Origin of the sequence: Roseovarius mucosus (assembly GCF_002080415.1) — a bacterium.
Taxonomy (GTDB): Bacteria; Pseudomonadota; Alphaproteobacteria; order Rhodobacterales; family Rhodobacteraceae; genus Roseovarius; species Roseovarius mucosus_A.
Genome location: NZ_CP020474.1, coordinates 606,042 through 624,163, shown reverse-complemented (window position 1 = coordinate 624,163; position 18,122 = coordinate 606,042). Strand labels below are relative to the sequence as shown.

The 18,122-nt window shown below is 63.1% G+C and carries 17 protein-coding genes; 4 read left to right on the top strand and 13 right to left on the bottom strand.

Features of this window, described 5'->3' with window-relative positions; translation table 11 throughout:
* Nucleotides 1-58: 58 nt before the first annotated feature.
* Nucleotides 59-934, top strand: a complete 876-nt coding sequence (locus ROSMUCSMR3_RS02960; protein ID WP_081506399.1) for a DMT family transporter — start codon at nt 59-61, stop codon at nt 932-934.
* A 3-nt stretch (nt 935-937) separates the two neighbouring features.
* Here the strand turns inward: ROSMUCSMR3_RS02960 and ROSMUCSMR3_RS02955 are convergent, their stop codons facing one another.
* Together ROSMUCSMR3_RS02955 and ROSMUCSMR3_RS02950 are read right to left on the bottom strand one after the other, a co-directional pair.
* Nucleotides 938-1,573, bottom strand: a complete 636-nt coding sequence (locus ROSMUCSMR3_RS02955; RefSeq protein WP_081506398.1) for a DsbA family oxidoreductase — start codon at nt 1,571-1,573, stop codon at nt 938-940.
* Nucleotides 1,560-3,086 (bottom strand): class I adenylate-forming enzyme family protein, encoded by a 1,527-nt coding sequence (locus tag ROSMUCSMR3_RS02950; protein ID WP_081506397.1) that lies wholly within the window; start codon nt 3,084-3,086, stop codon nt 1,560-1,562. The genes ROSMUCSMR3_RS02955 and ROSMUCSMR3_RS02950 overlap by 14 nt, the downstream gene beginning before the upstream one ends.
* Nucleotides 3,087-3,153: 67 nt before the next feature.
* Between ROSMUCSMR3_RS02950 and ROSMUCSMR3_RS02945 the strand changes: the two genes are divergently transcribed.
* Nucleotides 3,154-3,777, top strand: a complete 624-nt coding sequence (locus ROSMUCSMR3_RS02945; RefSeq protein ID WP_081506396.1) for a helix-turn-helix domain-containing protein — start codon at nt 3,154-3,156, stop codon at nt 3,775-3,777.
* Nucleotides 3,778-3,847: 70 nt separating this feature from the next.
* Here the strand turns inward: ROSMUCSMR3_RS02945 and ROSMUCSMR3_RS02940 are convergent, their stop codons facing one another.
* Both ROSMUCSMR3_RS02940 and ROSMUCSMR3_RS02935 read right to left on the bottom strand, forming a co-directional pair.
* Nucleotides 3,848-4,096 (bottom strand): hypothetical protein, encoded by a 249-nt coding sequence (locus tag ROSMUCSMR3_RS02940; RefSeq protein ID WP_008282276.1) that lies wholly within the window; start codon nt 4,094-4,096, stop codon nt 3,848-3,850.
* A gap of 183 nt (nt 4,097-4,279) precedes the next feature.
* Nucleotides 4,280-4,690 (bottom strand): group III truncated hemoglobin, encoded by a 411-nt coding sequence (locus ROSMUCSMR3_RS02935; RefSeq protein ID WP_081506395.1) that lies wholly within the window; start codon nt 4,688-4,690, stop codon nt 4,280-4,282.
* Between the two features lie 293 nt (nt 4,691-4,983).
* Here ROSMUCSMR3_RS02935 and ileS point away from each other — a divergent pair, with 293 nt between their 5' ends.
* Entirely contained in the window at nt 4,984-7,962 is a 2,979-nt protein-coding gene (gene ileS, locus ROSMUCSMR3_RS02930) for an isoleucine--tRNA ligase (protein WP_081506394.1), read from the top strand.
* Nucleotides 7,963-8,013: 51 nt separating this feature from the next.
* Here the strand turns inward: ileS and ROSMUCSMR3_RS02925 are convergent, their stop codons facing one another.
* The 3 genes from ROSMUCSMR3_RS02925 to ROSMUCSMR3_RS02915 all read right to left on the bottom strand — a co-directional run bounded on the left by ROSMUCSMR3_RS02925 (nt 8,014) and on the right by ROSMUCSMR3_RS02915 (nt 10,697).
* Nucleotides 8,014-9,177, bottom strand: a complete 1,164-nt coding sequence (locus ROSMUCSMR3_RS02925) for a serine hydrolase domain-containing protein (protein ID WP_081506393.1) — start codon at nt 9,175-9,177, stop codon at nt 8,014-8,016.
* 76 nt (nt 9,178-9,253) lie between these two features.
* Nucleotides 9,254-9,934: an aminoacyl-tRNA hydrolase gene (pth, locus tag ROSMUCSMR3_RS02920; protein WP_081506392.1), complete on the bottom strand. Its 681-nt coding sequence runs from the start codon at nt 9,932-9,934 to the stop codon at nt 9,254-9,256.
* A gap of 136 nt (nt 9,935-10,070) precedes the next feature.
* Complete coding sequence (locus ROSMUCSMR3_RS02915) at nt 10,071-10,697, bottom strand: 50S ribosomal protein L25/general stress protein Ctc (RefSeq protein WP_008282271.1); 627 nt, start codon at nt 10,695-10,697, stop codon at nt 10,071-10,073.
* A 164-nt stretch (nt 10,698-10,861) separates the two neighbouring features.
* Here ROSMUCSMR3_RS02915 and ROSMUCSMR3_RS02910 point away from each other — a divergent pair, with 164 nt between their 5' ends.
* Complete coding sequence (locus tag ROSMUCSMR3_RS02910) at nt 10,862-11,890, top strand: hypothetical protein (RefSeq protein WP_081506391.1); 1,029 nt, start codon at nt 10,862-10,864, stop codon at nt 11,888-11,890.
* 6 nt (nt 11,891-11,896) lie between these two features.
* Here the strand turns inward: ROSMUCSMR3_RS02910 and ROSMUCSMR3_RS02905 are convergent, their stop codons facing one another.
* From ROSMUCSMR3_RS02905 to ppk2, 6 genes are all read right to left on the bottom strand, one after another.
* The gene (locus tag ROSMUCSMR3_RS02905; RefSeq protein ID WP_008282269.1) at nt 11,897-13,063 is read right to left on the bottom strand and encodes an alpha-hydroxy acid oxidase; all 1,167 of its coding nucleotides are present in this window, start codon (nt 13,061-13,063) and stop codon (nt 11,897-11,899) included.
* A gap of 54 nt (nt 13,064-13,117) precedes the next feature.
* Entirely contained in the window at nt 13,118-14,500 is a 1,383-nt protein-coding gene (locus ROSMUCSMR3_RS02900; RefSeq protein WP_081506390.1) for an MATE family efflux transporter, read from the bottom strand.
* 42 nt (nt 14,501-14,542) lie between these two features.
* Entirely contained in the window at nt 14,543-15,475 is a 933-nt protein-coding gene (locus ROSMUCSMR3_RS02895; protein WP_008282267.1) for a nickel/cobalt transporter, read from the bottom strand.
* Entirely contained in the window at nt 15,457-16,101 is a 645-nt protein-coding gene (locus ROSMUCSMR3_RS02890; protein ID WP_081506389.1) for a DUF1007 family protein, read from the bottom strand. Before ROSMUCSMR3_RS02890 ends, ROSMUCSMR3_RS02895 begins: the two co-directional genes overlap by 19 nt.
* Before the next feature lie 77 nt (nt 16,102-16,178).
* A complete protein-coding gene (locus ROSMUCSMR3_RS02885) occupies nt 16,179-16,937 on the bottom strand; it encodes a TylF/MycF/NovP-related O-methyltransferase (protein ID WP_081506388.1) in 759 nt (252 codons plus the stop codon).
* A 100-nt stretch (nt 16,938-17,037) separates the two neighbouring features.
* Entirely contained in the window at nt 17,038-18,024 is a 987-nt protein-coding gene (gene ppk2 / locus ROSMUCSMR3_RS02880) for a polyphosphate kinase 2 (RefSeq protein WP_081506387.1), read from the bottom strand.
* Nucleotides 18,025-18,122: the final 98 nt, after the last annotated feature.

Here is an 18,122-nt window from a genome sequence, read left to right as displayed (position 1 = left end):
GTGATCCGGGCTATCACGGGCGTTCCACCGATTTGCAACCCGGTCAAGAAAGTCTGAGATGGAAAACCTGCGCGGCAGTATTCTGATGGTCCTCTCGATGGGCGGTTTCGCGCTGGAGGATATGTTCATCAAGCGGCTGGCGGATACTCTGCCGGTGGGGCAGATCATCATTCTGTTGGGCCTGGGCGGGGCGCTGATCTTTGGCGCGATGACGCGGGCGCAGGGGGGGCGGCTTTGGTCGCGGGATCTGGTGTCTCGGTCGGTGATCCTGCGCAATTGCGGCGAGTTGGTGGGCACGCTGGGATTTGTGATGGCGATTGCGCTGACGCCGCTGTCGTCGGCCTCGGCGATTTTGCAGGCCACGCCGCTTGCGGTCACTTTGGGGGCCGCGCTCTTTTTGGGGGAAGCGGTGGGCTGGCGGCGGTGGGCGGCGATCCTTGTGGGGTTTTGCGGCGTGCTGATGGTGATCCGGCCCGGCATGGCGGGGTTTGAGCCAGCGTCGCTTTTTGCGGTATTGGCGGTCTTTGGGTTGGCGGCGCGCGATCTGGCGACGCGCCGCGTGCCAAGGTCGATCTCATCCATGCAGCTGTCGACCTATGCCTTTGCCACGCTGGTGCCGACGGGGGTAATTTTGCTGGCGTTTCACGGCACGCCTGCGATGCCCACGGCGGTGAACTGGCGCGATCTGGCGCTGGCGCTTTTGTGCGGGGTGTCGGCCTATTATGCCATCGTGGCGGCGATGCGGCTCGGTGATGTGGCGGTGATCACGCCGTTTCGTTATTCGCGGCTGGTGTTTGCGCTGATCATCGGGGTCACGCTCTTTGACGAGCGGCCCGATGTCTGGACGCTGGCGGGGGCGGGGATCATCATCGCCTCGGGCATCTATACCTTTTGGCGCGAGCGGCGATTGGCGCGGCGGATGGCTGTGGCGTGAGGTTCAGCTTGCGGCGGCGGTCAGGTCGTCGATCACCTTGACCCAGAGGTCGGTGGGTTGGCAGCCGGGCACGGCATGTTGACCGCCGACGATGAAGGTGGGCACGCCGGTGATGCCCATCTGGCGAAATTGCGCATCGCGGGTGCGGATGTCTTCGCGGTCGGCTTCGGTGGCCAAAAGGCGCTGGATCATGGCGCCATCCAAGCTGAGGCTGTCGGCGAGATCGGCCAGAACCTCGGGGTCGCCGATGTCGCGGCCTTCGTTGAAATAGGCCTGAAAGAGGGCCATGGCCATGCGGTCCTGACAGCCTTCGATGCCGGCCCAATGCAGCAGGCGATGGGCGTCAAGCGTGTTGGGCGTGCGTTTGATGGCGGCGAAATCAATCGTGAGCCCCGCTGCCTCGGCGCGTTCCACCACGGGGGCATAGGCGCGGATGGCCCCGTCTTTGCCGCCAAACTTGGTCTCTAGATAGTCGCGGCGGTCCATGCCTTCGGCAGGCATGTCGGGGTTGAGCTGAAACGGATGCCATTCAATCTCGAACGGGTGATCGGGGCGCTGGGCCAGGGCCTGATCGAGCAGGGTCTTGCCGATATAGCACCAAGGGCAGATCGGGTCGGAGATGATATCAAGCTTGACCATTGAGGCCCTCATAGATCGGCCGCAGGGCGCGGCGCAGGATTTTGCCATTGGCCCCGGTGGGCAGGGCCGCGACGTGGTGATAGGCGCGCGGGGCCTTGTATCCCGCGAGCCGCGTCCGCGCGAAGGCGTCGAGCGTGGCGGGGTCGAGGGTTTGGGGACCAGTATAGAAGGCCATGATGACGCGCGCATCCTCTTTCACCGCAATATCGGTCACGGCGACGGCGGTGATGCCGGGATGGGCGCTGAGTGCGGACTCGACCTCCATCGGGGAGACGCGGTAGCCACCGGCGTTCATCATATCGTCGGCGCGGCCCAGATAGGTGATGTGACCCGCAGCATCCATCATCCCCTGATCGCCCGTGAGGAACCAATCGCCGGTGAATTTCTCGGCCGTGGCCTCGGGTGCGCCGAGATAGCCCAGCATCAGGCCGGGGTCTGAGCGGTGGATCGCAATGGTGCCTTCGGTGCCAAGGGGCACGGGGGTGCCGTTGGCAAGGATCGCGACCCGGCGGCCTGTCTGGGGGCGGCCAAGCGTGCCGGGGGCGGCGGGATGATCGGGGCTGCCGGAAATGAAGGTTGAGCATTCGGACATGCCGTAGGCCTCGTAGATTGGCGTGCCGGTGGCGTTTTGCCAATGCTGGCGGATGGTGTCCGAGAGTTTTTCGCCTGCCGCCAGCCCGTGCCGCAGATGCGGCAGAGAGAGGGAAGCACCCGGCTGAAAGAGTTTGCGATAGACGCCGGGGGCGGCGGCAAAGATCGTGGCGTCATGGCGTTTGAGGAGGAGCGGCAATTGTTCGGGCGTGATACCGGGCGCGGGGATGAGGGCGGTCGCGCCCATGGTCCATGGGTCCATCAGGCCGGTGCCAAGGGTAAAGGTCCAGTTGAAGGCACCCGCATGGCAGAGCCGGTCATCTGCGCGCAGCCCGTACCAGCCGTCAGACATCATCTGCCGCGCCCAGATGGCGCGATGGGCATGGACCACGGCACGCGGAATGCCCGAGGTGCCGGAGGTATAGATGATATAGGCGGGGCGGTCGGGATCGCCCATGTGCCAATCGGCGGGGGGCAGATCGCGCATCGCCTCAAGGGTGGGTTCATCGAGCGTGGGGATATCGGTTTCAGGACAAGCCACGCCTGCGGCGCGCAGGATCAGCGCCGGTTGGGTGGTTTCGATCATACCCGCCACCTCGGGCGCGGTCAGTTGGCTGGAGGTGGGAATGGGGATGAGACCAACGGCGATGGCCCCGAGATAGGCAATCGGAAATTCCATCGTATTGCCCAGCCGCATCAAAACCCGGTCGCCGGGGGTGAGACCCGCGCGCAAAAGGCCGGTGCCGGTGCCGCGCACAGCGGCCAAAAGGCGGCCATAGCTCCAGCGGTCGGCCTTGGCGAGGCTGAGGACCGCCAGCGCGATCTTGTCCGGCTGCGCCTCGGCCCGGCCCAGAACATGCGCGGCGAGGTTGAAGGGGGTGGGACAGGGGGCGCTTGGCCCTTGATCGAATATCGCGGTCATTGCGTTGGCTTAGGAGGCTCTGGCGGCGGTTGCAAGGGTGTCTGCGCTTGGCCTATAGCATGGGGCTATGACCGATCAAGCTTTACCCCCTCTGCTGCGCGTGACGCGCGAGACCGGCGGTGCCGCCGCACCTGAGCCGCTTGATCTGGGCGCGCGGGTGCGCAGCCTGCGCAAGGCGCGCGGTTGGACGCTGGAACAGGCGGCGAAGCAGGCGGGGCTGGCACGCTCGACCCTGTCGAAAATCGAGAATGGCCAGATGTCGCCCACCTATGACGCTTTGAAAAAGCTGGCGCAGGGGTTGGAAATCTCTGTCCCACAGCTTTTTACCCCGCCGTCGCGCGACCGGATCAACGGACGCATGGCGGTGACGCGCGTGGGCGAGGGCACGGCCAAGGCGACGGCCACCTATGAGCATGATTTGCTGGCCGATGCGCTGAGCCAGAAACGTATGATGCCTTACCGCGCGCGGATCCGTGCCCGCTCGGTTGAGGAGTTCGGCGGCTGGGTGCGCCATGACGGCGAGGAATTTCTGTATGTGCTGACTGGGGTGGTGCGGCTCTTTACCGAGTTTTACGAGCCCATTGAGATGCGCCGGGGCGACAGCGCCTATTACGATGCCACGATGGGGCATAACGTGATTTCGGTCAGTGTCGAGGATGCCACGGTATTGTGGGTGACATCGCTTGATTGAGGCAGGCGGGCATCGCGCGACCCGGCCATGGTGGAGAATGGCCGGGCCGTCTGCGCCGTGAGTGTGGCCGTTAGTCGACCGGGGCGGCAGGGGTTTGTTGCGATGTTGCGCCGTCGATCACGCTGGGTGGGGCGGTGGTGTCGCCGGTATTCGACGGGCTGAGCATGCTGAAGGCGATCAGCGCGCCCATCAGGATCACGACAACCAGCAGGCCTGTCAGCCCGCCGCGCGTGCCCGCCGCCGGATCATGGCCGGGAGGGCCATAGCGGTTGAGATCGCGATTGGCTTGGCGTTGGATGTCATCTTGGGGGATATGCATGAGAGGCTCCTTTCTGACTGGGATCACCATAGACCAGAGGTGGGGTGATCACCGAGCCTGCCCAAGGCCTGTGGGGATTTCCGGCGCTTTGCTGCCATTTTGGGGGGTGTCAAAAGGCAGATTCCCGCTGTAGGCCGAAACTGGCCGCTGGCATGTCTGCGGTTTGGCAAGGATTGGCCGGGTTCAGCGCAGTTTCGGGATGCCACCGGCATGGGTGCTGCGATCCACCACGCCCGCGCGCAAGGACCGCCCGATGCGATGCGCCAGCGCCGACCATGACGCGGCCTGATCGGGAGAGAGTTCGCGCAAGAGCACCGAATCAAAGAGCGCGAGCCATGTAGAGAACATGCCCGGTTGCACATTGCGGGCGTTGACATGGGCGGCCATCGGGCTGCCGTCATAGACGCGTTCGTGCAAAATCGAATTGGCCCAGAAATCGGCCACCTTGGCCTCGTGTGCGGGCCAGTCGGTGACATGGACCGCAAAGATCGGCCCAAGACCGGGATGCGCGCGCACCGCCGCGTAGAACGCGGTTACGACCCGCTCGATCTCGGGGCGGGTGATGGGGAAACGCGGGGGCAGGGTGGCGGTCATGCGTCTTATGTGGCGCGGGGTGCGGGCAGAGGCAATCCCCTGATTTGGTCTGGTGGGGGCGAATTCCTGAAAAGAATTCGGGCCGCTTTCTTTTCAGACAGGCGGGGGCTGCGCCCTCTGGACGCTTGGCCGGAGCGCGCCTATAAGGCGTCGCATGATGAGACGCAAAGCGATCATTATTCGAATTACATGCCCGGCGCTCTGAGACAATCGAGCTGCCGGGACAAGGCGTATGGGCACCCGCGCCACCTTTCACCCCCCCAAATTCCAGACCAGTGACAAGGACGCAAACCATGTGCGCCGACACGACACAGACACCGGGCCAAACGCCGGATTACAAAGACACGCTGAACCTGCCCGAGACTGATTTCCCGATGCGCGCCGGATTGCCCGCGCGCGAGCCTGAGTGGCTGGCACGTTGGGCGCGGATCGGGGTCTATGAAAAGCTGCGCGAGCAGGCCGCAGGGCGTGTTCCCTTTACGCTGCACGATGGCCCGCCCTATGCCAACGGGCATCTGCACATCGGGCATGCGCTGAACAAAATCCTCAAGGATATGGTCGTGCGCAGCCAGCAGATGATGGGCCGCGATGCGCGCTATATCCCCGGCTGGGATTGTCACGGGCTGCCGATCGAGTGGAAGATCGAAGAGCAATACCGCGCCAAGGGGATGGATAAGGACAAGGTGGATGTGGTGGATTTCCGTCAGGAATGCCGCAAGTTCGCCGAGGGCTGGATCGACATTCAGCGCGAAGAGTTCAAGCGGCTGGGGATCACCGGCTGTTGGGATCGCCCTTACCTTACGATGGATTTCCGCGCCGAGCGGATCATCGCGGAGGAGTTCCAGAAATTCCTGATGACCGGCGTGCTCTATCAGGGGTCAAAGCCGGTGATGTGGTCGCCGGTCGAGAAAACCGCGCTGGCCGAGGCGGAGGTGGAGTATCACGACAAGGAGAGCTTTACGGTTTGGGTGAAGTTTCGGGTCGGTGCAATCTCGTCTCCGCAAGCCGGAAGTCAGGGTGATGAACCAATTGGTACAATGCCGGTAGACCTGATGGGTGCTTCGGTTGTCATCTGGACCACGACGCCGTGGACCATGCCCTCAAACAAAGCCGTGGTGTATGGCGAGGGGATTTCCTATGGCCTTTATGAGGTGATCGCGACGCCGGGCGAGTGTTGGGCGGCGGTGGGGGAGAAATTCATCCTCGCCGATACCCGCGCCGAGGATGTGATGACCCGCGCCCGGCTGGAGCCGTCGATGTATCGGCGCGTGCGCGATGTGCCGACGCAGGAATTGGCGGGGCTGCAGCTTGAGCATCCGCTGAAAGGGGCCGAAGGCGGGAATGGCGAATGGGATGACCTGCGCGATTTCCGGGCCGCTGATTTCGTGAGTGACGAAGAAGGCACCGGGTTTGTCCATTGCGCGCCCTCGCACGGGATGGAGGAGTTCGAGCTTTACCGCGACTTGGGCATGCTGGAGCAGGTGATTACCTATAACGTGCTGGAAGATGGCTCTTTCCGGCCCGATCTGCCGTTCTTTGGCGGCAAGTTCATCCTTGATCGCAAGGGCAAGGAGGGCAATGCCAACAAGGCGGTGATAGACAAGCTGGCCGAGGTGGGCGGGCTGCTCGCGCGGGGCAAGATCAAGCACAGCTATCCGCATAGCTGGCGCTCCAAGGCCCCTGTGATCTATCGCAACACGCCGCAGTGGTTTGCGGCGATTGACCGGGCGGTGGGCGACGGGCAGGACACCTATGGCACCAGTATTCGCGAGCGCGCCCTGCGCTCGATTGATGAATTGGTGACATGGACGCCCAAGACCGGGCGCAACCGGCTCTATTCCATGATCGAGGCGCGGCCCGATTGGGTGCTGAGCCGTCAGCGTGCCTGGGGTGTGCCGCTCACCTGCTTTGTGAAGAACGGCGCGCAACCCACGGATTCTGATTACCTTTTGCGGAATGAAGAGGTGAATGCGCGTATCCTTGCGGCCTTTGAGGAAGAGGGCGCGGATGCGTGGTATAAAGAGGGCGCGAAAGAGCGGTTCCTGTCGGGCATCGTGAACCCGGACGACTGGCGCAAGGTCGATGACATTCTCGATGTGTGGTTTGATTCAGGTTCGACGCATGCCTTTGTGCTGCGCGACCGCGAGGACGGGTCTGAGGATGGTTTGGCCGATCTATACCTAGAGGGCACGGATCAGCATCGCGGCTGGTTCCATTCGTCGATGTTGCAGGCTTGTGGGACACGCGGGCGCGCGCCTTATCGGGGGGTGCTGACGCATGGCTTTACCCTTGATGAGAAGGGCAACAAGATGTCGAAATCCTTGGGCAATACGGTCGCGCCCGAGGAAGTGGTCAAGCAATATGGCGCGGATATTCTGCGGCTTTGGGTGGCGCAGGCGGATTATACTGCCGATTTGCGGATCGGGCCGGAAATCCTCAAGGGCGTGGCCGATGGCTATCGCCGTTTGCGCAATACGCTGCGGTTCATGCTGGGGGCTTTGGCCCCGTTCACTGAGGCGGATCGCGTGGACCCGGCAGAGATGCCGGAGCTGGAACGCTGGGTGCTGCACCGTCTGGCGGAGCTGGATCACAAGGTCAAGAAAGGCTATGAAACCTATGATTTTCAAGGGGTTTTCCAGCAAATCTTTAACTTCTGCACGCTCGATCTGAGTGCGTTCTATTTCGATATTCGCAAGGATGCGCTTTATTGCGATGGCGACACCGCGCGGCGGCGGGCGGCGCGCACGGTGCTTGATCTCTTGTTTCACCGGCTGACGACATGGCTCGCGCCAGTGCTGGTGTTCACCATGGAGGAGGTGTGGCTGTCGCGCTTCCCCGGTGAGGACAGTTCCATCCACCTGACGGATATTCCCGATACGCCCGCCGAGTGGCTTAATGAGCCGCTGGCGGCGAAATGGGCCATGGTGCGGCAGGCGCGGCGGGTGGTGACGGCGGCGCTAGAGGTGCAGCGGACAGACAAGGTGATCGGGGCCAGCCTAGAGGCGGCACCGGTGGTGCATATCCGCGATGCCGAGATGCTGACGGCGCTGAAATCGGTGGATTTCGCGGATATCTGTATCACGTCGGATTTGATGCTGACCGGCGATCCGCGCCCCGATGAGGCGTTTCGTTTGCCTGAGGTGGACACGGTCGGCGTGGTTTTCGAGCGCGCGGAAGGCGAGAAATGCCAGCGTTGTTGGAAAATCCTGCCTGATGTGGGGCAGCACAAGCATCCCGGCACCTGCGGGCGCTGTGATGCGGCCTTGGGGTAAGCTAGGCGTCTATTCCCCGTCCCGGGCTTGACCCGGGGTGGGGTTTGGGGATCAGAGCGCCCCGGCGATCTGGCGCAGCACGGCGATATTGCCGTGTTTGACGCCCGGTTCGCGAAAGGCGCGGTCGGCGGAGGTGGCGATGATCACCACCTCGCGGGCGCGGTCGATATAGATATACTGGCCGTAAATGCCGTGGCCGAAGAATTCGCCGGGTTGGGCATCGGCGGGCATCCACCATTGAAAGCCATATTGCAGATCGCCCGGTGCTGTGGGGGCGGTGGGTGTTGTGGCCGCGCGCATCCAATCCTCGGGCACCACCTGTTGCCCGTTGTAGCGCCCCAGATTGGCGGCCATCAGGCCAAAGCGGGCATAGTCGCGGGTGGTGACGTTGAGGCCACCAAGCGCAAAGGCCACGCCCTCGCCATCGGTGAGGTAATAGGGTTCGGAGTCGAAGCCTAGAGGTTGGATGATCTTTTCCGACAAGAGGTCTGGCAGGCTGCGCCCGGTGGCCCCGCGCAGCACCATGGCGAGAATATGCGTGTCGATCGAGACATATTTCCAGCGCGTGCCGGGGGCGGCATCGCGCGCCGTGAGACCGGCGGCAAAGCCGTCCATCGTACCGCCAAGGGCCAGAACCCGGCCCATGCGGTTGATGTCTGATGCGTAATCCAGATAATCCTCGTCAAAGGCCACGCCGCTCATCATCAGAAGCACGTGGCGGATGCTCGCGCCGTCATAGGCGCTGCCTGCGAGGCTGGGGGCGTAGCGCGTGACCGGATCATCGAGCGAGGCAATCTGACCCTCGGCTATGACCACCCCGAAGAGGGCCGACAGAAAGCTTTTGGCGACGGACCAGCTTATGCGGCGATCCTCGGGGGCGGTGCCAAGGTGATAGCTTTCATGCACCACAGCGCCCCGGTGCAGGACCATGAGCGAGGTCACGTTGCGGGCGGTGATCCAGTCAGAGGCCACGGCGGGCAGGGTCATGGCCGGGCCTGCGGGCAGGGGCGAGACGGGGCCGGTGCCGCGCGGCACGGGCACGGATAAAAAGGCGCGGTCCATATGCGAGAAGTTCTGGACGATGCGGTCTGCGTCAAAGAGGCTGTTGACCGCCCAGAGGCGGGTGATCTGGTCGCGTTTCCAGAGGCCCACCGCTGCCGTAGCAAGGACCAACAGCAGCAGGATCCGTCCCAGCCATTTGAGAGCGTTGCGCATTCCCATCCTCTTCGGTTTTGTCGGCAGTTGAGCAGTGCTGCCGCGCTTGATCAAGCCTTACCTTGAGATCAATGGCCTAACGGAATTTGTCCATCAGCTTTTGCATGGGCGAGCGAGGGTCTGGTGTGGCCTCAGGCTCTGGGGGTGGGGCGCGGTCGGTCTGCACTGGGGCAGGGCGCGCGGGTTTGGGGGGTGTCATGGCCTGCGCGACGGCGTTCTGAAAGCGGTCGGGTTTGCCTTGGGCGAGCCATGGCGCGCCTTTGCCGATGCCGCGCAAAAGATCGTCGAGCCAGTCGGCCTCGGATTTGGCGAAATCCTGAAGGACGTACTGCGCCACGCGGTCTTTGTGGCCGGGATGGCCGATGCCAAGGCGCACGCGGGCATAGGCCTCGCCAATGTGCTGATGGATCGAGCGCAGCCCGTTGTGGCCTGCGTGCCCGCCGCCCGTCTTGCAGCGCAGCTTGCCGGGGGCGAGATCCAATTCATCGTGAAAGACGGTGACATCGGCGGGGGTGAGTTTGTAGAACCGCACCGCTTCGCCCACGGATTGACCGCTGAGGTTCATGAAGGTCATCGGCTTGAGCAGGACGGTGCGCGCGCCGTCCAACGTGCCCTCAGAGACCATGCCCTGAAACTTGGACCGCCATGGGCCAAAGCCGTGATCCTCGGCGATGCGGTCAAGCGCCATGAAGCCGATATTGTGGCGGTTTCGTTCGTATTTCGCGCCCGGATTGCCGAGACCTACGAAGAGCTGCATGGGTGGTGCCCCCGATCCTGAATGGGCCACGGTCTAGGGGTTTGGGCGGCGGGAATCAACAGGCTGCGGTGGGGGCAAAAGAAAACGCGGCCCCGATGGGGCCGCGCGGTATAGAATAAGGTCTGGTCCGGCAGGATCAGTCCTCTTCGCCATCTTCTTCTTCTTCGTCATCGCCCTGCGAGCGCAGTGCCGACGGCGCGGAGATGTTGCAGATCACGAAATCGCGGTCCTTGATGACCGGCTCGGAGCCTGCGGGCAGATCGACCATCGAGATCGTGACGACATCGCCGATTTTCTCGACCTTCGAGAGGTCCACGGTGACGTGATCGGGGATATCGCCGGCGAGCACGTTGAGTTCCACCTCGGGGCGCACAACGGTCAGCACGCCGCCCTTGCGCAGGGCCTTGCACTGTTCTGCGTTGATGAAATCAACGTGAATGAACAGGTTGATCCGGGTGGTGCGGCGCAGGCGCATCAGGTCGACATGGGTCGGCAGATCCTTGACCACATCGCGCTGAACGTCGCGGCAGATCACGCGCACATCGTCATGGCCTTCAACCTGAAGGTTGAAGAGCGTCGACTTGAAGCGGCCCTTTTTCAGGCGCTTGAGCAGTGCGTTGAACGGAATGTTGATCGCCAGCGGCTCTTTATCGCCACCAAACACGACACCCGGAACCATACCCGCACGACGGGCTGCGCGAGCGGCGCCCTTGCCTGTCCCCGCGCGTTCCTGGGCTTGAAGATCAGGAATTTCTCCAGCCATTTAATCTCTCCATAAGTTAGGGCGGGGCTCCTCCAAGGCTGTAGTCCCCGCATGAAGCTGCGCCAATAGCCGGGTTTTGGGGATTTGAAAAGCGGAATCTTGTTGCTTGGGGGGGATGCCTGACCTATCCGTCGGTCCCGTGACGCAAGAGGAGCCTGACCCAAATGCCACGCCGCGCTTTCCTGCATGTCGGCATGCCCAAATGTGCAACGACGACGATACAGGCGGCGTTGGTGCAACGGCAAGAGGCGCTGCGGGGGCTGGGGATTGCCTATGAGATGCCCGAAGGGCCAGAGGCAGAGGGGCAGGGCAATGCCGCGCGTCTGGCGATTTCCATTTTGCGACAGAGGGAAGAGGCGATCGCGGCGGCGCTGGATTTCTTTTCCAGCGGGACGGGCGATGTGGTGCTGAGTTCAGAAGCGTTCTCGGCGCTCTATAAATCTGCGGCGGTCATCCAGTTCATTGAGGCATTGCGCGCGCGGGGGTTCGAGGTTTCGGTGATTGCGCTGTTTCGCAGGCAGGATCACTGGCTTGAGTCTGATTTCAAGCAGCATGTCAAAGGTGCCCATACCTGGGACGGCACCATCGCGGAACTGCTGGAAAAGCGCACGCAGCAAGATGTACTGAACTATGCGCTTTTTACCCTGTATTGGGGGAAATATGTTGGCCGGGATCGGGTGTTCACTGCCGTGATACAGCCGGGGAGTGCGCGGCGCGATCCGGTGAATTTCGTGCTGGAGCAGATTGGCGCGGGGAGCCTGTGCTATGGCGAAGATGCCGATGTGCCACTGGCGAATGTCAGCCCGCCCACGGGCCTGATCGAGCCTGCGCGGCTGCTTAAGCAAGAGATGCGGGCTGCGGGGGCCTCGGCGGGGCAGGTGGATGTGGCGCTGGATCGGTTCTTTGCCGAAGCGCCGGGCGTGATCGCGGTGCCAAAGCGGCGGTTCTTGATGCCGCATGCCCAGCGGCAGGCGGTGGTGGACCGCTGGAAGGGGAGCAATCACGATCTTGTTCGGCGGGCGGAGCATCGCGGGGCGTTTGATGTGGATGTCGCAGAAGACCCTGCGTCGGAGGTGCCGTTGGACGAGGAGGCGCGCGCCGTTCTGGCGGCGTGGACTGCGGCTAGGGGCCCTGCGCCCGCACCTCAGGTGCAGGCGCGGCGCGGGTTCTTGCGGCGGTTGTTGGGGAGGTGACGCGCCTTACACCGTCCAGCGGCCGGTGAAATCCTCGGGGACCAGCAGGATATCGCGGTCGAGCGTTTTCACGTCACGGCGACCGCAGAGGCCCATGGTGCTGTCCAATTCTTTGTGGATGACTTCGAGCGCGCGGGTCACGCCCGCCTCGCCCATCGCGCCCAGACCATAGACAAAGGCGCGGCCAATATAGGTGCCCTTGGCCCCAAGGCTGAGCGCCTTGAGCACGTCCTGACCCGAACGGATGCCGCTATCAAGATGCACCTCGATCTTGTCGCCTACGGCGTCGACGATGGCGGGCAGGGCGCGAATGGCCGAGAGCGCGCCGTCAAGCTGCCGCCCGCCGTGGTTTGACACGATGATGGCATCGGCCCCCACGTTGAGCGCCTCGCGCGCATCGACCGGGTCCATGATGCCCTTGATGATCAGCGGGCCGTCCCACATCTTGCGGAATTGGCGGATGCGGTCCCAATCGAGCGCCTGATCAAAGGCCTCGGAGGTCCAAGTGCTGAGCGAGGAGGGATCGGTCACGCCCTTGGCATGGCCCACGATATTGCCGAAGAACCGCCGCTTGGTGCCCAGCATGCCCAGGCCCCAATGGACCTTGGTCATCATATTGGCGACGCTTTTGGGGGTCAGCTTGGGCGGGGCGGAGAGGCCGTTTTTCAGGTCTTTGTGGCGTTGTCCCAGCATTTGCAGATCGACGGTGATCATCGCCGCCGAACATTTGGCATCGCGCGCCCGGTCAAAGAGGCGCTGCATGAACTCATCGTCCTTGAGGGTATAGACCTGCATCCAAAAGGGTTTGGTGGTGTTTTCGGCCACATCCTCGATCGAGCAGATCGACATGGTGGAGAGGGTGAAGGGCACGCCGAATTTCTCGGCGGCGCGGGCTGCCTTGATCTCGCCATCCGCGTGTTGCATGCCGGTAAGGCCGACCGGGGCAAGGCCCACGGGCATGGCCACATCCTGTCCGATCATCTGGCTGGCGGTGCTGCGCCCGGTCATGTCGATGGCAACCCGCTGGCGCAGGTAAATCTTGTCAAAGTCGGTGGTATTCTCGCGGAAGGTCTGTTCTGTCCAGCTGCCGGATTCGGCGTAATCGTAGAACATCTTGGGGACGCGGCGGCGGTAGATCTGTTTGAGATCGGCGATATTGGTGATGACGGGCATGGCGTCCTCCGAAATTGGTTAGTTTCCTTTACCAACGCGAGCGGGGCCGCGCAATCACCCCTGTTGCCGCAGACTGCTGGGCTGTGATGGAATTTGGCGCACGGACCAGCGCCAGAACCGCACCAACATGAACACCCCTGCCAGCGCCAGCCCCGAGGCCAGGCCAAGCCAGATGCCGGGGCCACCCAAGCCAAAGGTGAAGCCCAGAAGGTAGCTTACGGGCACGCCGACCGCCCAATAGCTGAGGGCGGCGATCACCATGGGCACGCGGGTATCTTGCACCCCGCGCAAGAGGCCAAGCGCCTGCACTTGGGCGGCGTCCACCAGTTGAAAGAGGGCGGCGGCGGCAAGAAGCTGGCGGCCAATGGCGATGACCTCGGCCCGGTCAGGATCGTCGGGGGCCAGAAAGAGGCCCACCAGCAGATCGGGCAGCAGCAGAAGGAGTGCCATGGTCGCGAGCGCCACAGCGGCGGAGAGGCCAAGCACCACGCGCGCGCCGTCACGCAGGGCCGTGCCATCGCCGCGGCCATGCGCCTGACCTGCGCGCACGGTCGCGACGTTGGAGAGGCCAAGGTGGATCATGAAGATGACCGACGTGATCTGCATGGCGATGCCATGGGCGGCCAAGGGCAGGGTGCCGAGCCAGCCCATCATCACCGAGGCGGACGCGAAAAGGCCAACTTCGGCCAGATTGGTCAGGCCAATGGGCCAGCCTAGCCGAAAGACGCGGCCCAGTGCCTCGGGGTCGGGGCGCCAGAAGCGTTGAAAAATGGCGTGTTCAGGGGCGGAGCGGTGGACATAGACGCCAAGCACCACGAAGGACGCGATATTGACCCCAAGCGAGGCGATGGCCGCGCCCTGCACGCCAAGTTCGGGAAAGCCGAAATGCCCGAAAATGAGCAGATAGTTGATGGCGGCGTTGAGCGCCACCGCCCCCAGCGTCACCCAGAGCACGACGGCTGTGCGTTCGAGCGCCGCGAGATAGGATTTGAGCACCATCACCATGAGCGCGGGTAGAATGCCCAGCCCTGCGATTTCGAGGTAGTCGGCGGCGAGGGCGGCGGTGGCGGGCTCTTGGCCCATACGGTCAAACAGAGCGCCAGAGCCCAACATCAGCGGCAGCGTGGCAAGGCTAAAGAGGATCGAGGCCCAAAGGCCCATGCGCGTCACGCGGCGCACCTGGGGGATGGCACCTGTGGCCTGTGCAGAGGCCACCATCGGCATCACGGCCCAAGCAAAGCCTGAGCCCATGATGAAGAGGACAAAGAACATGGTGCCGCCCAGAACCTCGGCGGCCAAGGCCTCGACCGAGTACCAGCCCAGCATGATTGCATCGGTGAAGGTGATGGCGAATTGCGCCACATGGCTGCCGATCAGGGGCAGGCCAAGGCCCAGCACGGCGCGGGCATGTTGGCGATATGTGAGCCGGGGTTGCATGGTCTTGGCGTTAGACGGGGGCGGGGCGGGGTGCAACCCTCGTCAGAGCGTGCCCAGCATGAGATGCGTCGAGAGTGCCGCAATGATCACGCCTGCCGCGATTTCAAAGAGCGGCAGGGCACGAGCGGTATCGCCAGCGGCGAGACGCGCCAGCGCGCCTTCGCGCAAGGTGACAGAGGCGAGGGCCACGGCGAGGGTGACGCTGGCGGTGCCAAGGCCCATGGCGAAAGCGCCAAGGATGCCCGCGAGGTCAAGGTCCATGCGCCAGGTGAGGATGAGGAGGAAGAGCGCACCGGTGCAGGGGCGGATCGCCACGGCGCCAATCAGGGCGGCGGCGTCGCGCCAGCCGGTGACGGCCTCGGCCTCGGCCAGAGTTGGCCCATGTTTGTGCCCACAGGAGGAACAAGGCGCGTCGTGGTCATGGTGATTATGGTGGTTATGGTCAGCGTGGTGATGGTGGTCATGGTGCCGGGCGGGGCGGGATGCCCGCCAGCGGCGCAGGCCGCGAAAGGCCAGCCAGAGGCCGACAAGGGCGATGGCGGCAAAACTGGCGGGGGCCATGATGTCCTCGGCCAGATCGGTCATATGCTGGCGCGTGAGGTCAAAGAGGAACACACCGGAGTAGACCAGCAGCACCGCCGCTGCGGCCTGTGCAAAGCTGGAGGCGAGCGCCAAGAGCGACAGGCGAAATGCGCTGACGCGTGCGGCCATGCCGTAGCCACCGATCAGGATCTTGCCATGGCCTGGCCCCGCCGCGTGAAAGAAGCCATAGGCAAAGCAGAGGCCCAGCAACCCGGCCAGCGCCCCCGGTTCGCCCGCACGCAATGCGCGCAGAAGGCGGGCCATGGCCTGTTGCGTCTCGGCCTGTCCGGCGCGGGCCCAAGTTGAGACTTGCGCGGCCCCGCCAAAGCCCCAGAGCCAGATCACAAGGGCTGCGAGCGCAAGGGCCGCAAGGCTTAGGACGGGGCGGCGCATGTGACCGAAAGGCTCTCGGAAAAGAGGTTGCCGATCTCGACCCCGGAATATTGTTCCTCGGCGCTGAGTTCGCTCAGCATCTGGCGGAATTGCTCCTGGCTTTCGTCAAGGTCGGGTTCGGTGATCGTATAGACGCAGCCCTTGGGCAGCGTGATGGGCCCGGCAAGGCTATGGGCTACGTAATAGGTGGGATCATAAGCCTCGATGCGCAGAGCGTCGGCTTTGACTGGGCCGAAGGTGCGGGTATGGGTGGCAATGATGCGGCCATTGGTGAGGGCAATGCCGGTGGGGATCGGGTGATCAAGGGCAATCTTGGTCTCGCCCTGATACATGTAAAGATCGCCCTCAAAGCCATCCGGCCATTCGATCAGATCAAACCCTTTGAGCTGGGCCAATTCCGCCTCGGTCAGGGTGCCGTCGCCATCGGGGTCTAGGCCCATGTCGGTGAGGATCAGAAGGGAAAAGAAATCATCATAGCTCCAGGTCACCTCGACCTCTGACAGGCGCCCTTGGGTATCCGCAGTAAAGCGCAGGGCAACGTCAACAAACACATGCGGATGCGCGCCCAAGCGGGCGGCGGGCAGGCAGAGTGTTGCCGCAAGGGCCATCGGGATGAGCGGTTTCATACCGTCAGACTTAGGCGCGTGGCGCGCCTGCTGCAAGGCGCGTTTGCGGGGGCGGAATGCCCCGCGCGAAAGCTCGCCTAGGCCTTGATCACAAAGGATTGCCCGCTGGTCAGGGAGAGCACGTTTTCCGGCTTGTCGGCGAAAAATTCGTCAATCGCCTTTTTCGCGCCGGGGCAATCACCAGAGCCGTAATCGTCGCAGAGGATGACGCCGCCCGGCTTGACCCGAGGATAGAAGAATTCGACCGAGGCGAGTGTCGGCTCGTAAAGGTCCACATCGACATGGACGAGCGAAAATTCCTGATCCGCGACATCGTTGAAACGGTCAGGAATCCAGCCTTTGTGCAATTCCACACGGTCGCCAAAGGCGCTGAGGTTCTGGCGCACGATATCCTCTGGCACGGCCAGATCACCCTTGGACCACTCCGATTTGCCACCCGATTGCACATCGGCGTCGCTGGGTTCCGACAGACCTTGGAAGGAGTCAAAGATGTGCAGGCGTTTGGTGCTTTGCGCGCCCGCGCCGGTCAGCAGGAAAAGCGAGGATTTGCCATAGCGCACGCCGCATTCGGCGAAATTACCCTCAATCCCGCGCACCATGCGGGCAGAGGTCATCAGCGTGAAGCAGCGATCATGTGGGCTGCCTTCGATGCCGCGGGCCTCGGCCATGTCGCGGGCGGCGATGAATTCGGGGTCTGTGAGCCAGATCAGATGCGGTTTGTAGACCTCAAAGCGCTGCCGGGCGGCCAGACGCTTGGCCAGTTTGTAATGGCCGCGGCGGTATTTTTCCCGCCCGAAAAGAAGCCCGCCGAGCGAGTCGAGTGCCTTGATGATCACGGATTGCCCCTTGTCTGACGCCTCAGGCGGGCCCTTTGACCGCCTGAGCGGTCTCTTGGCCCAGACCGGGGCACCGCGTCAAGGGGCGCGTCGTCGTGTCTCATCGGCTCTTGCGGTCCTCGGGGTGCAGGGATTTGCCCAAGATGTGATCGCTTTTGTGCAGCACATGCTGTGCGTTCGAGACGATGAGCGGATCGGGGGCCTGAGCGATTTTGGGGTCTTTGCCGGGGTAGTCGAGAGAGCTCAGGAAGTGCCGCATGCAATTGAGGCGCGCGCGTTTCTTGTCGTTCGACTTGATCACTGTCCAGGGCGCGTCGGCGGTGTCGGTGTAGAAGAACATCGCCTCTTTCGCCTCGGTGTAGTCGTCCCATTTATCGAGACTGGCCTTGTCGATGGGGCTGAGTTTCCATTGCTTGAGCGGATCGGTTTCGCGGCTGGCAAAGCGGGCGCGCTGTTCGCCCTGCGTGACCGAGAACCAGTATTTGTAAAGCCGGATGCCCGAACGCACCAGCATCCGCTCTAATTCGGGGGTCTCGCGCATGAATTCGAGGTATTCATGCGGCTGGCAAAAGCCCATTACCCGCTCGACCCCGGCGCGGTTGTACCAAGAGCGGTCATAAAGCACCATTTCGCCCGAGGTGGGCAGGTGTTGGACATAGCGCTGAAAATACCACTGGCCGCGTTCTTGATCGGTGGGTTTGTTGAGGGCCACGACACGGGCGGCGCGGGGGTTGAGATGTTCGGTGAAGCGTTTGATTGTGCCGCCCTTGCCCGCTGCATCGCGCCCCTCGAAGATCAGCACAAATTTCTGCCCCGTCTCTTGGGCCCAAAGCTGCACCTTGAGCAATTCGGCCTGAAGATGCGCCTTTTGGGTCTCGTAGCTGCGGCGACCCATGCGGGTTTCATAGGGATAGGCCCCGCTTTCGAAGGCGTCACGCAGGGAGTTGGGATCGTTCTCAGCCGGGGTGGCGAGGAGGTTTGCCGCCGCAGGTGCCGGGATTGGTTTCTCAACCGCAAGCTCGGGCAGGGAGGTGGGAATGGCCGCAGGTTCGGGCGTAGGCAGGGAGGACAGGGGCGACTCGGTCATGCGGCACTCCGTTTTGAATCAATGATTAATCCCGGAATGATATATGAATTTTTTGTGTCACACTTTGCGCCAAGTCAAATTTTGCGGGCAGAGCAGAG